General features: G+C 61.8%; 6 protein-coding genes. 3 read left to right on the top strand and 3 right to left on the bottom strand.

Going from position 1 to position 17570, the window contains the following annotated elements; translation table 11 throughout:
- Positions 1–7679, bottom strand: a 7679-nt coding sequence (locus L6637_RS38235) for a beta strand repeat-containing protein (protein ID WP_237874033.1), incomplete at its 3' end; no start/stop codon positions are given.
- Between the two features lie 552 nt (positions 7680–8231).
- Between L6637_RS38235 and L6637_RS38230 the strand changes: the two genes are divergently transcribed.
- From L6637_RS38230 to L6637_RS42495, 3 genes are all read left to right on the top strand, one after another.
- Positions 8232–10367: a type I secretion system permease/ATPase gene (locus L6637_RS38230; protein ID WP_237873970.1), complete on the top strand. Its 2136-nt coding sequence runs from the start codon at positions 8232–8234 to the stop codon at positions 10365–10367.
- Entirely contained in the window at positions 10354–11778 is a 1425-nt protein-coding gene (locus L6637_RS38225; RefSeq protein WP_237873969.1) for an HlyD family type I secretion periplasmic adaptor subunit, read from the top strand. Before L6637_RS38230 ends, L6637_RS38225 begins: the two co-directional genes overlap by 14 nt.
- Before the next feature lie 115 nt (positions 11779–11893).
- Positions 11894–12505: a PEP-CTERM sorting domain-containing protein gene (locus L6637_RS42495; protein ID WP_237873968.1), complete on the top strand. Its 612-nt coding sequence runs from the start codon at positions 11894–11896 to the stop codon at positions 12503–12505.
- 116 nt (positions 12506–12621) lie between these two features.
- On the opposite strand, the gene cysD is transcribed toward L6637_RS42495, so the two are convergent.
- A complete protein-coding gene (gene cysD / locus L6637_RS38215; RefSeq protein ID WP_237874029.1) occupies positions 12622–13518 on the bottom strand; it encodes a sulfate adenylyltransferase subunit CysD in 897 nt (298 codons plus the stop codon).
- Complete coding sequence (gene cysC / locus L6637_RS38210; protein ID WP_237873967.1) at positions 13511–15379, bottom strand: adenylyl-sulfate kinase; 1869 nt, start codon at positions 15377–15379, stop codon at positions 13511–13513. The genes cysD and cysC overlap by 8 nt, the downstream gene beginning before the upstream one ends.
- Positions 15380–17570 lie beyond the last annotated feature (2191 nt).

Below are 17570 nucleotides of genomic sequence, written 5' to 3'. Positions count from 1 at the left end.
GAGGCCGTGAACCCGCCCGCGACATCCGTGCTGTTGCTGTCCGTGAACGTCGCAACCGACGTTCCCGCCGCAATCGCAACATGCTCCGTCGCAGACGTCAGCACAACCTGGCCGCTCAGAGGCGAGAACACCGAAACCGCAATGTGGTGATCATCGCTGCCGCCGCGGCCGTCGCTGGTCGCAACGTCGATGCTTTCGCTACCAGCCGTATTATCCTGGAAGGTAAGGGTCGAAAGGTCCGAATTGACCTGAGCGAGAGTCCCGGTGATCGTCAGATGATTGGTGTTCGATCCCGAAACTCCCGCGCCCGTAGCGGACAGTAATCCGTTGGTATCGCTCAACACCACGGTAATTGTTTCGCTCGCGCTACTGGCATCGCCGTCGACGATGCTGATGCCGGTGATCGGCGTGACCAATCCCTGCTGGATGGTTTGCGGCCCCGGAACAGTGGTTATCGGCGGTTGATTTCCTCCGGACGAGCCAAGCAGGAATTCGGTGCCAAACCCACTGCCGGAAGAGCTCGTAAACAAATCGTAGGAGAAGTTCAGGACCTGCCCGGCCGCGCTCGTGAATGTGCCGAGGTCAAGCGCATGATTGCTGAAGAAGGTCTGCGCCGACGCAACCGTCGAGAACGCCTGGTGGAAGATCTGCGTGCTGTTTTCAGAGACACTGAAGTCGAGCGACGTAAATCCCGTGCCGAATGACTGCGATCCGAAGAATCCCGCAATCAGATGTCCCGAGAGAGTCGTCGTGTTGATCGTCCATGTGACGGTATTTCTGTATTCTCGCGAGCCGGTCGCGGTTGTCGAATAGGACGCCCCCTCCGACGCTTCACCGAAGACAGTTCCGCCGCTGAAGGCCGTGTTCAGATTGTTGTTACTCGCCAGTATCGACGCAACGGAACTGGAGGCGGGCACTTCCGTCGCAAAGGTATAGGCGTTGTTGGCCTGATTGTTGAAGCCGTCCACCGTTCCGAGCAAGGCTCGGCTGATCGCATTCGCCGAACTCCCAACCTGCGAGGAGGCAAATGCAGCGACGTTCGTCACGACGCCGCCGCCGCCCGTTGACGCGGTGGTGTCCGTAACCCCGGTACTACCGGTTGCCGTGGAGTTCGCCAACGCGAGCTGACCGTTCGCCGTCGTCGCTGACGCGTGACTCGAGGCAGAGCCTTGAGTACCACCAGTACCGCCTGTCGATGTCGCGCTCGCGGTTGCCGTATCGCCGGTAGCGGACCCCGTCGCAATCGCCGATGCCGAGTCGGTGGCGCCGCCACCGGTCAGGCTTACGCCGCTATTGCCACCTGTCGCATGCGATGTGGCCGTCACGTGGGTCACACCCGTCAGCACGATGGATGACGTCGCCGTGCCACCTGTCGCGCCAGCACCTCCGTTTCCGCCGGCTCCGCCGAAAGTGGTGCTGGTGCCAGTCAACGTGGAGGCATGTATCGTGTTCGTCGTGTCATCAAATGTCAGACTTGACGTTGCAGCACCGCCAAGGCCGCCGCTTCCGCCACTATATCCGCCACCGCCGGCGCCGCCCGTCGCGGTCTGGTAGAGCCTCAGATAGCCGCCCGTGGTCGATCCGCCGACTGCATTGGTCAGCGTGCTGCTGCCGCCGGCCCCTCCCGTGGCGCCGCTGTAGCCGCGCCCACCAGCACCACCGTTTTGAATGACGACCGAATCGGCCGAGTGACCCGATGCCGTTGCGCTCGAGTTGCTCGCCAAACCACCCGCGCCACCGCTGTGGCCCGCGCCAAAGCCGCGGCCACCGGTGCCACCGATCGCCTTGACATACGCATAGGCCCGTCCGCCGGTGGCAGACGCCTCCGTCGCTGTTGCGCTCGTGCCGGTGACCGCGCCGCCGGCACCACCATTGCCGGCCGTGCTGCCGGAACTTCCACCAGCGCCGCCTGTGGTATAGGCTAAGGCGTTGGTTGTTTCGGCGAGTGTCGTCGTGCTGGTTGCGGTTGAAGCTGCCGTCGCCGTGCCGCCGGCGCCGCCATTTCCCGTGCCGTAGCCGCTGCCGCCGGTCCCGCCGACTGCCCGCGCCGCGAAGCTATTCGTCGAGCCGATGTTATGCGAGCCGGTCAGGACAAGCGTTGCCGTTGCCGCGCCGCCCGAGACACCATTGCCGCTGCCGGACTGGACATTGCCGCCGGCCCCGCCATAGGCGTGGCTCGTGCCGTCGAGCGTCAGCGCCGGCGTCGCATTTGTGTTGTCGTTGAATGTCAGGCTCGAGGTCGCGCTACCGCCCAGGCCCGGCGTGCCGCCCCTGCTGTAGCCACCGGCCCCGCCGCTCGCGGACTGGGACAATCCCAGCGTACCCGCCGATGAGGCCGAACCGCTGACCGCATTCGTCAGGGTAACGCTCTGCCCCGCGCCACCGTTCGCACTGCCATAGCCGCGGCCACCGGCGCCGCCGGTCTCGCTGACAAGGGCGTAGGCCGAGTGACCGGATGCCGTCGCAGTCGTATTGTTTGCAACGCCGCCCGCGCCACCGGAGTTACCGGCGCCGTCTCCGCCTGATCCGCTTCCTCCCGTGGAGTACGCGTTGGCGTGCGCAGCCTCGGTCGACGACGTCGTCGTCGCGGCGGCCGTAGCGCTCGCCGTGGATCCTGCGACGCCGTTGTTCACAGCCGCACCGGTTAGGTTGCCGCCGGCGCCGCCAGTGGCGCGCGCCGTCGCGGTCACGACATGCGCGCCCGTCAGGTTGACCGATGAATTTGCCGCACCACCGGCTTGCGAGCTTGCTCCAGCGCCTCCGCCGTTTCCGGCTCCGCCGCCAGCGGCCGTGCTGGTGCCCGTCAGCGTCGCTGCCGCCGTGGCATTCGTGGTGTCGTTGAAGGTCAGACTTGAAGATGCAGCACCGCCCAGACCGCCGCTTCCGCCGTTATATCCGCCACCACCGGCGCCGCCAGTCGCGGTCTGGTGAAGCGTCAGATAACCACCTGTGGTCGATCCGCCCGCCGCATTGGTCAGCGTGCTGCTGCCACCGGTCCCTGCGGTGGCACCGCTGTAGCCGCGCCCACCATTACCGCCTGTTTGAATGACGACCGATACGGCCGAGTGACCCGATGCCGTCGCGCTTGAGTTGCTCGGCACGCCACCGGCACCGCCGCTGTGGCCCGCGCCGAAGCCCCGGCCGCCGCTGCCACCAATCGCCCTGATATAGGCATAGGCCCGTCCGCCTGTGGCAGACGCCTCCGTCGCTGTTGCGCTCGTGCCCATGACTGCGCCGCCGGCGCCACCATTGCCAGCCGTGCTCCCGGAACTTCCACCAGTGCCGCCTGTGGTATAGGCCAAGGCGTTGGTGGTTTCGGCGAGTGTCGTCGTGCTGGTTGCTGTCGAAGCTGCCGTCGCCGTGCCGCCGGCGCCGCCATTTCCCGTGCCGTAGCCAGTGCCGCCGGTTCCGCCAATGGCCCTCGCCGCAAAGCTGCTGGTGGAGCCGATGTTGTGCGAGCCGGTCAAGACAAGCGTTGCCGTTGCCGCGCCGCCCGAGACACCATTGCCGTTGCTGGACTGGACATTGCCGCCGGCCCCGCCATAGGCGTGGCTCGTGCCGTCGAGGGTAGCCGCTGGCGTCGCATTGGTGTTGTCGTTGAACGTCAGGCTCGAGGTCGCGCTGCCGCCAAGGCCGGGCGTGCCGCCCCTGCTGTAGCCGCCGGCCCCGCCGCTCGCCGTCTGCGACAATCCCAGCGTACCTGTCGATGAGGCCGAGCCGCTGACCGCATTCGTCAGCGTAATGTTCCGTCCTGCGCCGCCGTTCGCGCCGCCATAGCCGCGGCCGCCGCCGCCGCCGGTCTCGCTGACAAGGGCGTAGGCCGAGTGACCCGATGCCGTCGCAGTCGTATTATTTGCAACGCCGCCTGCGCCACCGGAGTTACCGGCGCCGTCTCCGCCTGATCCGCTTCCTCCTGTCGAGTACGCGTTGGCGTGCGCGGACTCGGTCGACGACGACGTTGTTGCGGAAGCGGTGGCACTCGCCGAGCTCCCTGCGACCCCGTTGCCCACAGCCGCACCGTTGATATTGCCGCCCGCGCCGCCAGTGGCGCGTGCTGTCGCGGTCACAACATGTGCGCCTGTCAGGTTGATGGACGACGTTGCCGCACCACCGGCCTGCGAGCTGGCTCCAGCGCCTCCGCCGGTTCCGGCTGCACCGCCATAGGCCCTGCTGTAGCCCGTCAGCGTCGACGCGGCCGTGACATTCGCCGTGTCGTTGAAGGTCAGGCTCGAGCTTGCCGCACCACCGGCACCGGCCGCAGCGGATTGAGCATAACCGCCGGCGCCGCCCGCTGCGCTCTGGCGAAGCGTCAGATAACCACCTGAGGTTGAACCAGTGACCGCATTGGTCAGCGTGCTGTTGGCACCGGCTGCCGCCGTAGCGCCGCCATAGCCGCGGCCACCGGTACCGCCGGTTTGATTGGCGGTTGCCACGGCCGAGTGACCAGATGCCGTTGCAACTGTATTGCCAACGGCACCGCCGGCTCCCCCGGTATGCCCTGCTCCGCGTCCGCTTCCACCCGTGCCGCCAAGTTCGTCAGCGCGAGCGTAGGCCCGTCCCCCGATCGCGGACGCTGCCGTTGCCGTTGCGCTGGCCCCAAGAGCTGCACCGCCCGCCCCGCCATTTCCGCCGGAACTACTGACCGTGCCGCCACTGCCTCCGGTCGAATTGGCACGCGCTTCAATATTGTCGCTGCCATGCGTCGTGCTGTTCACGACTGACGTAGTTGTCGCCGCGCCGCCCGCGCCGCCATTGCTCGTCCCATAACCACGGCCGCCGGTGCCGCCGGTGGCGTTGGCGCGACCATAAAGGCGGTGCGCGGCGGTCGCATTCAGGTTAGACGTCGCAGCTCCGCCAGTCGCGCCGCCGCCGGCACCGTTGCCGCCGGCGCCGCCGTTTGCCGTGCTATAAGTTTCGAGATACGAGGCCGGCGTCGCGCTCGCACTGTTGTCAAACGTCAGGCTCGACGTCCCGCTGCCGGCCGCTCCCCCGATTCCGGACGAACTGTAACCACCGGCTCCGCCGGTGGCCGTCTGGACCAATCTCAATGTGCCTCCGGCGGCGGAGCCGCTGACCGCATTGGTCAGGGAGATGCTTTGTCCCGCGCCACCGACAGCGCCGCTGTAACCTTGGCCGCCAGCGCCGCCGGCCTCCGTGGCCGTCGCATTAGCAGAGAATCCGGAGGCAGTTGCCGTGGTGCTGCTGGCGATCCCGCCTGAACCGCCCGTATTGCCCGCTCCCCGCGCGTTGCCACCCGCTCCGCCCGTGGAACTGGCGGCCGCGGTGGCCGTCTGGGTCAGGGACGTCGTTGTCGCGGACGCCGTTGCACTCGCGCCAGCACCGGCAAGCCCATTGCCTGTCGCTGCTCCGACCAGGTCGCCGGCATTCCCGCCCGAGGCGGCCGCGTACGCATTGACAGTATTTGCGCCGGTCAGGTTGATCGACGCACTACCCGTGCCTCCCGCTCCCGCGATGGCGCCGGCGACTGCGCGATTTCCACCATCGCCGCCGTTGGCGGTGGTCCTGCCCGTCAAAGTGGCTGCGTGGGTGGCACTTGCCGTGTCATCGAAGGTCAGATTCGAAGTCGCCGCGCCACCGGCACCGCCGATACCGCCAGCGCTGTACCCGCCCTGGCCGCCTGTCGCAGTCTGGTAGAGCCGCAGAAAGCCACCATTGGCAACACCGCTGGCGGCATTGGTCAAGGAACTGCTGGCGCCTGCTCCACCTGCCGCACCCGAGTAACCGGCGCCGCCGTTTCCGCCCGTTTGTTGAATCGTGACGTAGGCCGCGTGACCCGAAGCAGTTGCGGTCGTGCCGCCGACCGCGCCGCCAGCGCCACCGGAGCTGCCAGCACCGTTGCCGCGACCGCCTGTGCCACCCGTTTCTCCTGCAGTTGCGTAGGCTCGACCGCCCGTCGCGTTGCTTTCCGTCGCGGTTGCGCTCGCACCGATCGCAGAACCACCCGCGCCTCCGTTTCCGGAACTGCCAAAAGCGCCGCCTCCGGTCCCACCAGTACCATGGGCTCGGACCGTAACGCTCTCACTCCCCGCCGTCGTGCTGCTGCCGACGGCGCTTGCGCTTGCCGTCCCACCAGCGCCGCCATTTGCGGTCCCGTATCCGCGGCCACCATTGCCTCCATACGCGTAGGCGCGCGCTTGACCGATGGCGTGAGCTCCCGTCAAATTGATCGTCGCCGTGCCGCTTCCGCCGGGCGCCCCGTTGCCGGCCTGTCCATTCCCGCCCGCGCCGCCATGCGCAGTGCTCTGCCCGTCAAATGTTGCGGCTGGCGTCGCGTTCAGCGCATCATTGAACGTCAGGTTCGACGTCGCATTGCCTGCCAGTCCGCCCGTCCCGGCAGAACTCGCGCCGCCCGCACCGCCGGTTGCGCTTTGCCTCAGGCCCAGATAGCTGCCGCCGCTCGAGCCGCTAACCGCATTCGTCAGCGTGACGTTCTGTCCCGTTCCTCCGCCCGCGCCGTTCAGACCGGCGCCACCAGCGCCACCGACCTCTGTGGCGCTCGCGAGCGCGGAGTGACCGGAGGCTGTCGCAGTCGTGCTGCTTGCGACTCCGCCAGCGCCGCCAACATTGCCGGCTCCCGCCGCACCGCCGCCCTTGCCGCCGGTTGCGGTGGCGTAGGCGCGCGCGTACTCGGTGGTTGACGTTGTGGTTGCTGCAGCGGTCGCACTCGCCGCGCCGCCTGCAACGCCGTTACCAACCGCTGTGCCGTAAAGATTCCCGCTGTCACCGCCGGATGCGGTCGTAGTGGCGCGAACGGTATGAGCGCCCGTCAGATTGATCGATGAATTCGCGACGCCTCCGGCTCCGCCCGTGCCACCGAGCCCATTTGCGGATCCACCGTTGCCGCCGTTTGCGGTGCTGGCCCCCGCCAGCGTGGACGCCTTCGTAGCGTTGGAATCGGCGAAGGTGAGGCTCGACGTCGCCGTGCCTGCGGCACCGCCCGCGCCTCCTGCACTGTATCCACCATTTCCGCCGCTCGCGGTCTGGTTGAGCGCAAGATAACCGCCGGTCGTGGTCCCGCTCACCGCGTTCGTCAGCGAGCTGTTGGCGCCAGCGCCACCTGCCGCACCACTATAACCGCGACCGCCATTGCCGCCGGTCTGACCAACCGTAGCGTAAGCCGAATGCCCCGATGCGGTTGCCGTCGTCCCGCTCGCAACGCCGCCTGCGCCGCCTGAGAAGCCGGTGCCTACCCCCGCCCCGCCCGTGCCGCCCGAGGAATAGGCCGACGCATGCGCTGCCCCACCCGCGTTCGCGTTCGTGGACGACGCTGATGCCGTCGCGGTTCCTCCGGTGCCACCGTTGGCGCCTTGGCCGTTTGGCGAACCAGTACCTGGCGTGCCCGCCGCACCGCCGGCACCGCCCGTTGCTCGAGCAGTGCTCGTGATCGAGCTGCCCGAGTTGACGACTGTTGAAGCCGTGGACGTCGCGTTTCCACCGTTCCCGCCTGCGCCGGCATTGCCGCCAACGGCTCCGCTGCCGCCATTTCCGCCTCTGCCTCCGACGCCGCCAGTCGCCTCTGCGGAATTCGAGGTGTCGACCGTGCCGTTGTTGGTCGTCGTCTGGTTGCCTCCGGGGCCGCCTACCGTACCATTCGATCCCGAGCCCACACCGTTCGTGCCTGGTGTGCCGGCTGTACCCGTCAAATTGATATCGGACATGGCTGAACTCCCAAGATTCAGGAATGGCTCAGTTCAAAACACGACAGCAGATTGAAGGCGTCTGAGCTAAGAGATCGCCTTAACCGTACGACGGAAGATGATGAGATGACTGAGAGAAGGTCGGCTTCAGGAGCAGAAGCTTAAGGAGCAAGAAGTATCCCACGCTCGTCTCCCCGCAAAAAAAGGACTACGTGTCGGAAATCAAATAGCCGGCGGCAAAAAAATAAAGGTCGCCGCCCCGTCACGGTCCGGCAATTCAGAAGCAACTTTAAAAATTAAAACACGCCAAACATCAACCTGGCAAGATCATAATTCAATTCGAATCCAAAATTTCATATTTGCCCACTGCGGAGCTGCCGCGCACGAAGGAAACAAAACGTTCTTGCATAGACACGATAATCGCAACTAGACTTCGTTTTGATTATTAAGTCTCCCATTTTTGCCCGACGCGGGTTTGAAGATTGGGAGACTCGCACTTTATTGAAATAAGATTGCGCCCCGATAGAGCGCCGTCGATTTTTTTGCGCAACGCCCATTTGATTGGATTCGGTTATGACGATCGCACCGAATTTCGACGCAGATGCCGGCATGATGGCTCTCGTCGTATTGCTTAGACTTCACGGAGTCAGCGCCGACCCCGATCAACTGAGCCATCGCTTTGCCCACCGCGCGCTTGGTACGCCGGAAATCCTCCTGGGCGCCAAGGAACTCGGGCTACGAGCGCGTTGCTACAAAACGAAATGGGAGAAGCTCTCAGTCACGCCGCTTCCCGGCATCGCGGTTCTCAGGGATGGCAAGTTTCTGATCCTTGCCAAGCTCGTAGGCGACAAGGCGCTGGTACAATCGCCGCAGTCGTCGCGTCCAACGCTGATGAGCAGAACCGAATTCGAAGCGGCCTGGGACGGGCACATCATCCTGATGACACGACGGGCGGGTCTCTCCGATCTGTCGCGCAGGTTCGGGATATCCTGGTTCCTCGCTGCACTGAACAAGTATCGACACATATTTGCGCGAGTCCTCGTCGCTTCGTTCTTCCTCCAACTTTTCGCGCTTGTTTCACCACTTTTCTTTCAGATTGTCATCGACAAGGTGCTGGTGCACCGCAGCTTGGGGACACTCGACGTCCTCGTCATCGGTCTGGTCACCATCTCGCTGTTCGAAACGATTCTCGGCATCTTGAGAACCTATGTCTTCGCGCATACGACCAATCGCATCGACGTCGAATTGGGCGCACGACTTTTCCGGCATCTACTCGCGCTGCCGATCTCCTATTTTCAGACACGACGCGTAGGAGACACCGTCGCACGCGTTCGCGAACTCGAGAATATCCGCAATTTTCTCACCAGCTCGGCGCTCACGCTGGTCATCGACCTGTTTTTCACCCTCGTTTTCCTCGCCGTCATGCTCATCTATTCCCCCATGCTTACTTTCATGGTCATGGGGTCCTTCCCGCTCTACATCGTGATATCTGCGTTTGCGGCGCCGCTGTTTCGCAGCAGGCTCAATGAAAAATTCCAACGCGGCGCGGAAAATCAGGCGTTCCTGGTCGAAAGCGTCAATGGCGTTGAAACGCTCAAGTCCATGGCTGTCGAGCCCGAGATGCAGCGCAGATGGGAAGAGCAGCTGGCTGCATATGTCTCCGCTAGTTTTCGTGTGCTGAGCCTTGGCAATACGGCCAGCCAACTCGTTCAGTTCATCAACAAGCTGGTGACCGCCGCCATCCTTTATTTTGGGGCCAAGCTTGTCATCGATGGCACCCTGACGATCGGTGAACTCGTCGCTTTCAACATCATGTCCGGCCGGGTCGGCGCGCCAGTTCTTCGGCTTGCCCAGATTTGGCAGGATTTTCACCAAGCGAGACTTTCGGTCGCGAGGCTGGGCGACATTCTCAATACGACCCCGGAACGGACCTACAGTTCAGGTCAGACGGCGCTCCCTCCCATCCGCGGCGAGATCGCGCTGGAGCACGTGACGTTTCGGTACAGGGTCGACGGACCGGAGATATTGCACGACGTCAATTTATCGGTGGCGGCGGGCCAGGTGGTCGGCATCGTCGGTTCATCAGGCTCGGGAAAGAGCACGCTGGCGAAACTGGTCCAACGATTGTACGTGCCGGAGAGTGGAAGAATTCTTGTCGACGGGATCGACCTTAGCGTCGTCGACCCCTCCTGGTTGCGGCGCCAGATTGGCGTCGTGCTGCAGGAAAATGTTCTCTTTAACTGCTCGGTGCGCGACAACATCGCGCTCGCCGATCGCGCGATGCCGATCGAAAGAATCATCGCAGCCGCGCAGATCGCCGGCGCTCACGAGTTTATCCTCGAACTTCCAAATGGCTACGACACGATCATCGGAGAACGCGGAAGCACGTTGTCCGGCGGTCAGCGGCAACGGATAGCCATCGCTCGCGCCCTGGTCATGACACCACGAATCCTGATCTTTGATGAAGCGACCAGCTCTCTGGACTATGAAAGTGAGCGCGTCATCCAGCAAAACATGCCGCTGATCGCACGCGGGCGGACGGTTTTCATCATCGCTCACCGGCTGTCGACGGTGCGGCGATGCGACCGCATCATAGCGATCGATCGTGGTCGGATCGTCGAGGATGGCACTCACGACGAACTCGTCAATTCCGGCGGCCGCTACGCTTCCCTTCATCGTATTCAGGCGGGCCTCCATGAAGTTCGCTGACGCAAACGGGCGCCCCGTCGCCGCACCGAGAACGCGCGGCAGGATCGAACGAGCATTCCTGCCCGCAGCTCTCGAGATCATCGAGTCTCCTCCACCTCCGCTTGCGGGTGCGATCGGTGGTACCATCATCGTGCTGTTCTGTCTGGCCCTTGCTTGGGCTTCCTTCGCCGCCGTCGATATCGTGGCGTCCGCCCCTGGCAGAGTCATACCCAGCGGCAGAACGAAGGTCGTACAACCGTTCGAGACCGGCGTCGTCAGAGCAATCCACGTTCGGGACGGGCAAACCGTCAAGGCGGGGGAGCTTCTGATCGAGCTGGATCCCACGATCAACGCGGCGGAGCGAGACCACCTGCAGGGCGACCTGTTCGCTGCAACGCTTGACGTTGCTCGCCTGTCGGCCTTGCTGACTGACGATCCGCTCGGGAGCTTCAGACCGCCACTCAATGTGAGCGGGCCTCTTGTCGCGTCGCAACGTCAGCTGCTCAGCCAGCAAGCGGAAGAGCACCGGGCCAAACTCGCTTCACTTGACAGCCAGAAGGCTCAAAAGCAGGCGGAATTGAAGACGCTGCTCGAGACCGTTGCGAAACTCGAGGCAACGCTTCCGATTCTGCAGCAGCGCGTGGAAATCAAGAGCACGTTGTACGCTCGGGAGGTGGGCTCCAAGGCGAACTATCTTGAAATCTTGCAGGTGCTCACCGAGACGCAACACGAACTCCTGGTTCAGAAGAGCCGCTCGCACGAGGCGGAGGCTGCGGTGACCTCAATCACCGAGGCGAGAGCCCAGACGGCGGCCGAATTCAAGCGGACCATTTCGGCGGATCTGGTGGAAGCTCAACGCAAGGCGACCGGTCTCGGCGAGGACCTGATCAAGGCGACCCAAAGGACACAGCTTCAGCAGCTCACCTCACCGGTCGATGGGACAGTCCAGCAGCTGTCCGTTCATACGCTCGGCGGCGTTGTCACGCCCGCCCAAGCCTTGCTCGTCGTCGTGCCAGCCGAAAGCCGCCTCGAGATTGAAGCTCTGGTCTCGAACAGGGATATCGGATTCATCCAGATCGGGCAGGAAGCCGAGATCAAGGTCGACACGTTCAACTTCACCCGGTACGGGCTGATGCACGGGCGTGTCCAGAGCGTTTCGCAAGATGCCATCACCCAGGACAAACCGGCTGACCGATCAGGTGACGCGACCTTCGGCGCGGCTGCCACGACCAGCGAGCCGAAAGGGAAGGAATTTCTCTACCAGGCGCGCATCTCCCTCGATCAGAGCCAGATGCAGATCGACGATCGAACCGTGAATCTTTCACCCGGGATGGCAGTCACGGTCGAAATCAAGACGGGCAAGCGTTCGGTGCTGAGTTACCTTCTTTCGCCTCTGCTGCGCTACAAGCAGGAAAGCCTGCGGGAGCGCTAGCGATTTAAATACTAACCGGTCGGCTGCACGCCAGCCTCAAACAGGCTTGTCACAACGCCAACATCGAAGTAATCTACAGTAAATTTGATTTAAATATAATAATTGGGAGCGCAACGTGTGGTTTAAATCGTTTGTCGTTGCCGCAGGTCTCGCGGTCGTCGCAATGGGCTCCACTGAAGCTTCTGCGTCCCAATTTCTGGCGAATGGAAGCTTCGAGACCGGAGATTTCACAGGATGGAATCTTACCGGCGATCAGGGGCTGGTCTTCGTGGTCGACGGGAGCGCAGTTCCGTACGTCGGCGGCGGCGTCACTCAAGGCGCTCAACAGGGATCGTTCTACGTTTATGAGGGTCCGGTGGGATCCGAGGCAATTCTGTCCCAGACGTTCGCTGATACGATTGGTGCGACCCTCACTATCTCGGGATGGGTGACGGGTGACGGCTCTCAGCCGAGTGACGTGCGCTTTCTGTTCAACGGAATCGAATTAGGTGCCGTGAATCCCGTGCCGGATCAGCAATGGACGCAATATGTCTTTACAGCGATTGCGACTGGAAATGACACGTTCTCGGTTGCATTCCAAAACGACAATTCGTTTAATGGATTGGATAACTTTTCGGTCTCGAATATATCGGCTGTACCTGAGCCTGGTACGTGGGCGCTGATGCTGCTCGGCTTCGCAGGGCTGGGCGCTCTGCGGTACTACCGAAACCGAACTTCAGTCGTTTAGCCAACCCGACGAATCTGGGACATGATTCGAAAGAGCGCGAAGCGCGCTTTTTCGAAAATATCATGCTCAAGCAACAAACTGAAGCGCGATACGATTCCTCCCAATCTCACCGCACACTAGAAGTATCCCTCCCGTTTCTTCTTCTCCATCGAGCTGGCGTCGTCCTTGTCGATCAGACGTCCCTGTCGTTCGGATACGGCCGCGCTTCCAGTCTCTTCGATGACTTCGTCGATCGTTTTTGCATTCGAGCGAACTGCAGCGGTGAGCGGATAGCAGCCCAGCGTGCGGAATCGAACCCATTCCATCTGGGGCTGCTCCCCGGCGAGCAATGGCAGACGATCGTCGTCGACCATGATCAGTCGCCCGTCGCGCTCCACGACGGGGCGCAGTGCAGAGAAATAGAGTGAAACGATCGGAATGTTCTCTGCGCGGATGTATTCCCAGACGTCGAGTTCGGTCCAGTTCGACAGCGGGAAGACGCGCATCGATTCACCTGGGTTCAGACGCGCGTTGAACAGGCGCCACAGCTCGGGGCGCTGATTTCGGGGGTCCCACAGATGACCCGACGAGCGATGAGAGAAGATGCGTTCCTTCGCCCTGCTTTTCTCTTCATCGCGGCGCGCGCCGCCCAGGGCGGCATCGAAGCCATGCTCATCGAGAGCCTGCCGCAGCGCCTCCGTCTTCATCACCTGGGTATGAACCGACGATCCGGACGAGACCGGCGAAATGTTTCGCTTCAGACCGTCCTGATTGACGTAAACGACGAGATCGAGCCCCATATCTCGAGCGGTCCGGTCGCGGAACTCGATCATCTCCCTGAATTTCCATCCCGTATCGATGTGGAGCAATCGAAACGGCAGTTTCGCGGGCGCAAACGCCTTCACCGCCAAACTCAGCAACACGCTCGAGTCCTTGCCGATCGAATAGAGCATCACCGGATTGCGGAACTCGGCGACAGTTTCCCTGATGATGAAAATGGCTTCGGCTTCGAGATCGCGAAGACGGCTATTCATGGCCACGACCGGGTTCTCCGGACAAATCGAAAATGCCGCGCCTGGCGAGCTCCGCGACCAAACGATCGACAGCACCGTCGACCGTAAGTTCGCCGGTCCTGATCGTCACCTCGGCGTGTTCCGGTCGCTCATATACCTGACTGATCCCCGTGAAATTCTTGATCTCCCCGTCGATGGCGCGTCGGTAGAGTCCCTTTGGATCGCGTTCGATGCAGGTTTCGAGCGGAGTATCGACGAAGACCTCGATGAATTCGTCACGCCGCATCAGTTCCCGCACCATCCGCCGATCGGCGGCGAAGGGCGAAATGAAGGAGCAAAGGACGACGAGCCCGGCATCGAGCATGAGCTTCGAAACCTCGCCTGCTCTTCGAATGTTTTCAATCCGATCGGTTTCCGTAAATCCGAGATCCTTGTTGATGCCGCCGCGCAGACAATCGCCATCGAGAAGGATCGTGTGCACCCCCATAGCGTTCAATCTTGCTTCGGTGGCGTTAGCGATGGTGGATTTTCCTGCACCGGACAGGCCGGTCAACCAGAGCAGCGCGGGCCGGTGCCCCTTCAGATGCGCGCGAGCATCCTTCGTGACGAACAGCGTAGGCGGACGTATGGTCGTCGAGCGCGTCAACGGATGGAGTACGATCCCTGCAGCGACCGTCATATTGGTGGCGCGGTCGATGACGATGAGACCACCCATTGCAGCATTCTCGGCGTAGCTATCGAAAACGAGGGGAGCCGCCGTAATCAGGTTGCAAACGCCGATCTCGTTTGTGCGCAATTCCTTCGCTGCTTCATGCGCCATGGTCTGAACATCGACACGATACTTGATCGCGGTGATCGAAACGCCAACTGTACGTGTTCCCTGCTTCAGCAAGTACGAACGGCCCGGGCGGAGCGTCTCGTCACCGAGCCAAACGATCTGGGCGACAAATTGCGAGCCAACGTGAGGCTGATCGGACGGAGACGCCGCGACGTCACCTCGAGCCACGTCGACGTGATCCGAAAGCGTGAGGGTCACTGCTTCGCGCGCCTCTGCTCGACCAACGGCTCTTCCTGCCGAGCTGATTTCCTTGATGGAAGTAACGCGTCCTGAAGGAAGCAGAACAATCTTGTCGCCGATCGCAATTTGTCCGGAGGCAATGGTTCCGGCAACCCCGCGCCCCCCTCCATCGGATCTTACGATGAGCTGGACGGGCATCCGGAAACCGGTCCTTGCCTTCTCAGGGACTTCGCTCCCAGCAAGAAGCTGCAGCAGGGTCGGCCCCTCATACCACGTCATTCGCGAACTGCGCGTCGATACATTATCTCCCAGCAAGGCGGACACCGGAATCATCTCGAAATCTGAAAAACTCAATAGCTCCGCAAGCTTCCGAAACTCTGTAGAGATATTCTGAAACACCCTCTCATCGAAATTGACGAGATCAATCTTGTTTACCGCCAAAACGACATGCCGTATTCCCATGATCGAGACGATATGCGCGTGGCGGAATGTCTGAGAAGTCAAGCCGTTCCGAGCATCTACGAGCAAAATGGCCAGATCAGAGTTAGAGGCCCCGGTGATCATATTGCGCACGTATTGCTCGTGCCCCGGAGTGTCGGCGACGATAAAGTGTCGATCTGCAGCCTTAAAGTACCGGTAGGCGACGTCGATGGTTATGCCTTGCTCTCGCTCTGGCTCGAGCCCGTCCAGGAGCAATGAGTAGTCGATTGCCTCTTCGGCTCGGTTCGTAAGCCCCGCCAGCTCGTCCTCCGGTATCTGCCCCTGTTCGTAGAGAAGTCGGCCAATCAGCGTAGACTTTCCGTCGTCAACAGAGCCGCAGGTCAGGATTGTGAGAACACGTTGGTCCGCCAGAAATTTGCTCATTCACTTGGTCAAAAACTTGTTGATGTGCATTGCGAAAAACAGCGCAGCTCCTCGTTTACAGCTTCAGTCGAAACGTTGACCTTCTGCGAGAAAAGCTTATGCGCGAGCCGAGACGCTCGCAAGTCCGGATGGCGCCTGGCCGAGTGGACGTTAGGGCGTGGGCTTGTACCGAAACCTAGGTATCGATAGTCGTCTCGATTAGTTCCCGGGTCGCACTGAGCCTTACTCGTTTTGGGTGAGGCGTCAAAAGGTTGCTATCCGGCAAGAGCAGTTCGACGTGCTCAACCGCCTGGGTCACGCGACGGCTGGATCACCAGCATCCCCGGCGCGGCAGAGGTCACGATGGAGTGTTTGCCCGGTTCGACGCTATCGAGCGAGTTGTCGCGATGGTTATGTGGTTAAGGAGATCGGCGAAGGCGAGCGCATCATTGACGCCATTGATCCTCGCGCTCGGCATCGGCCGTGAAGCTCCTGCGTCCGCCTCATCACAGTTTGGGGTCGAATATGCCGGCATAGTGCCGTCCATCAGTTGGATCGCCACCGGATCCGAGCACAATGGAGGATCATATGTCGATGAACTGCGAACTGGACCTGACCTCACTCGGAAACGTCAGTGGGGGTATGCGCAACTTGGCCAATTCACCCGCTTACCACGGCATCAGGATCAGCAAAGACCCTGGCACTGTGGGACAGGGCGATACCATCGACGGCATCCCGTGGGGCGGCGGCGAGGGCTCTTGGGGGACCTTCAATGGTACCTGCCAGGCGCTGGCAATTGGGGAAACTAAGACCTTTGGCTGCACGGCCGAAACCGCGAATCTGCTAGCCTCCGCCCGCGACCGAATCCGGGGAGGCTGGACAGTTGCACCCGATGCAGTGCGGCATAAATCCCGCACGGCTTCGGCTATTTTCCTGGTTCAGCCCGCGCGAGTGCCCGAGCCGCTTGCAGCGCCACATCGCGCGTCAGCACCTCTGGCGGCAGATCGGCTCGGCAGGTCGTCCTAGTATAAGTATCGGCTCGGCCTGCCATCGGCAGCCCAAATGCGCTGCACCTGCCGCAGCTCAAGGGCAACCCAATCGTTGCGTCGCTGGAGCTGTTTCCCCCAATGTTCGAGAAGCTGCCGCCTCTCATTTTCAAGTGCGATGTATCGCGTCATCTGGCGGTGGGATTAGCAGCATAGGTCGATCTACTCGACTTCGATCACTATCTGCTGTTTTGGCCGCAAAGCGCGAACGTATTAACCCTGTCGCTGAACGACCGATTTGATCTCATCGCTCACCTTCAGAATTCTTCTTCTGCTCATGCGCCACCTTTTGCCAGAGTAAGCTGCCGGTATCGGCGAGCCTACTTTCAAGACGAGCAAGTCACTCGCGCCGTGCTACAAACATCAAACACGTCCCGCCCCCGCGACCTAATTATCGAACCAAGAGGGGAAAGCGCTTTGGCCGCGCCAATTGACCAGCTCGGCACCTAGCATTTATCCGTGTAGGTTGTAACTACGCGAGAACGTATGCTGCTTGTGAATTGCGGGGAAAATGCCCGTGTGGTGGCACGATCTACTAAGGTTTCTGTTTGAATGTTGTCCGCATGCCACGCCAACGCACGAACTCTGCTCTTGATCAATATAAGCTGGCGGTCGATGAGATCGTTGCCGCTTGTGACGGCGATTGCGCGATGCGCTCAGAGCGCTGATGCTGTTGAATGAGCAGTTGGAGCAGCGACTGGTACTGATGAGAGAGGCTCATCCTCCTCGTCAGCGGCTGCACTAGGGGCAGCTGCGAAGAGCCGCGCATAACATCCTAGCGCGTTATCGAGCACCAGCGCGTGCATGTCGCGCGACGTTGCAGCACGTGCTCGGTCGGAATATCAATCACGCGTGGCCGAAAGTAGACCCGCAACGTCACCGTGACCGTCCACAACCAGAATGACCTTCAAAGTAGATGCAGCCGATCTGATGACCGTTGTCGCGGTCGCTGTATTCGTGGGACTGATCAAGCGAAGCGTGAGCATGGCAGCTTACGTTAATTCCGCCCGGAGCTTGGCGGCGGGTCCGCCGTCAACATAGTCTCTCGCCGCTGGCCATGGCTGCTGCTCTAGAGCGTTTCACATTTTGATTGAACCATAGCCGGCGCTGGCGAAGTAGTTGGCGCATTCGCGAGGTTGGATGTCTTGGACGAGGTGGCCGATGTG

Source organism: Bradyrhizobium zhengyangense, from assembly GCF_022012435.1.
Classification (GTDB): domain Bacteria; phylum Pseudomonadota; class Alphaproteobacteria; order Rhizobiales; family Xanthobacteraceae; genus Bradyrhizobium; species Bradyrhizobium zhengyangense.
Note: the sequence above shows the minus strand (reverse complement) of the source record. Positions and strands in the feature narration are given on the sequence as shown.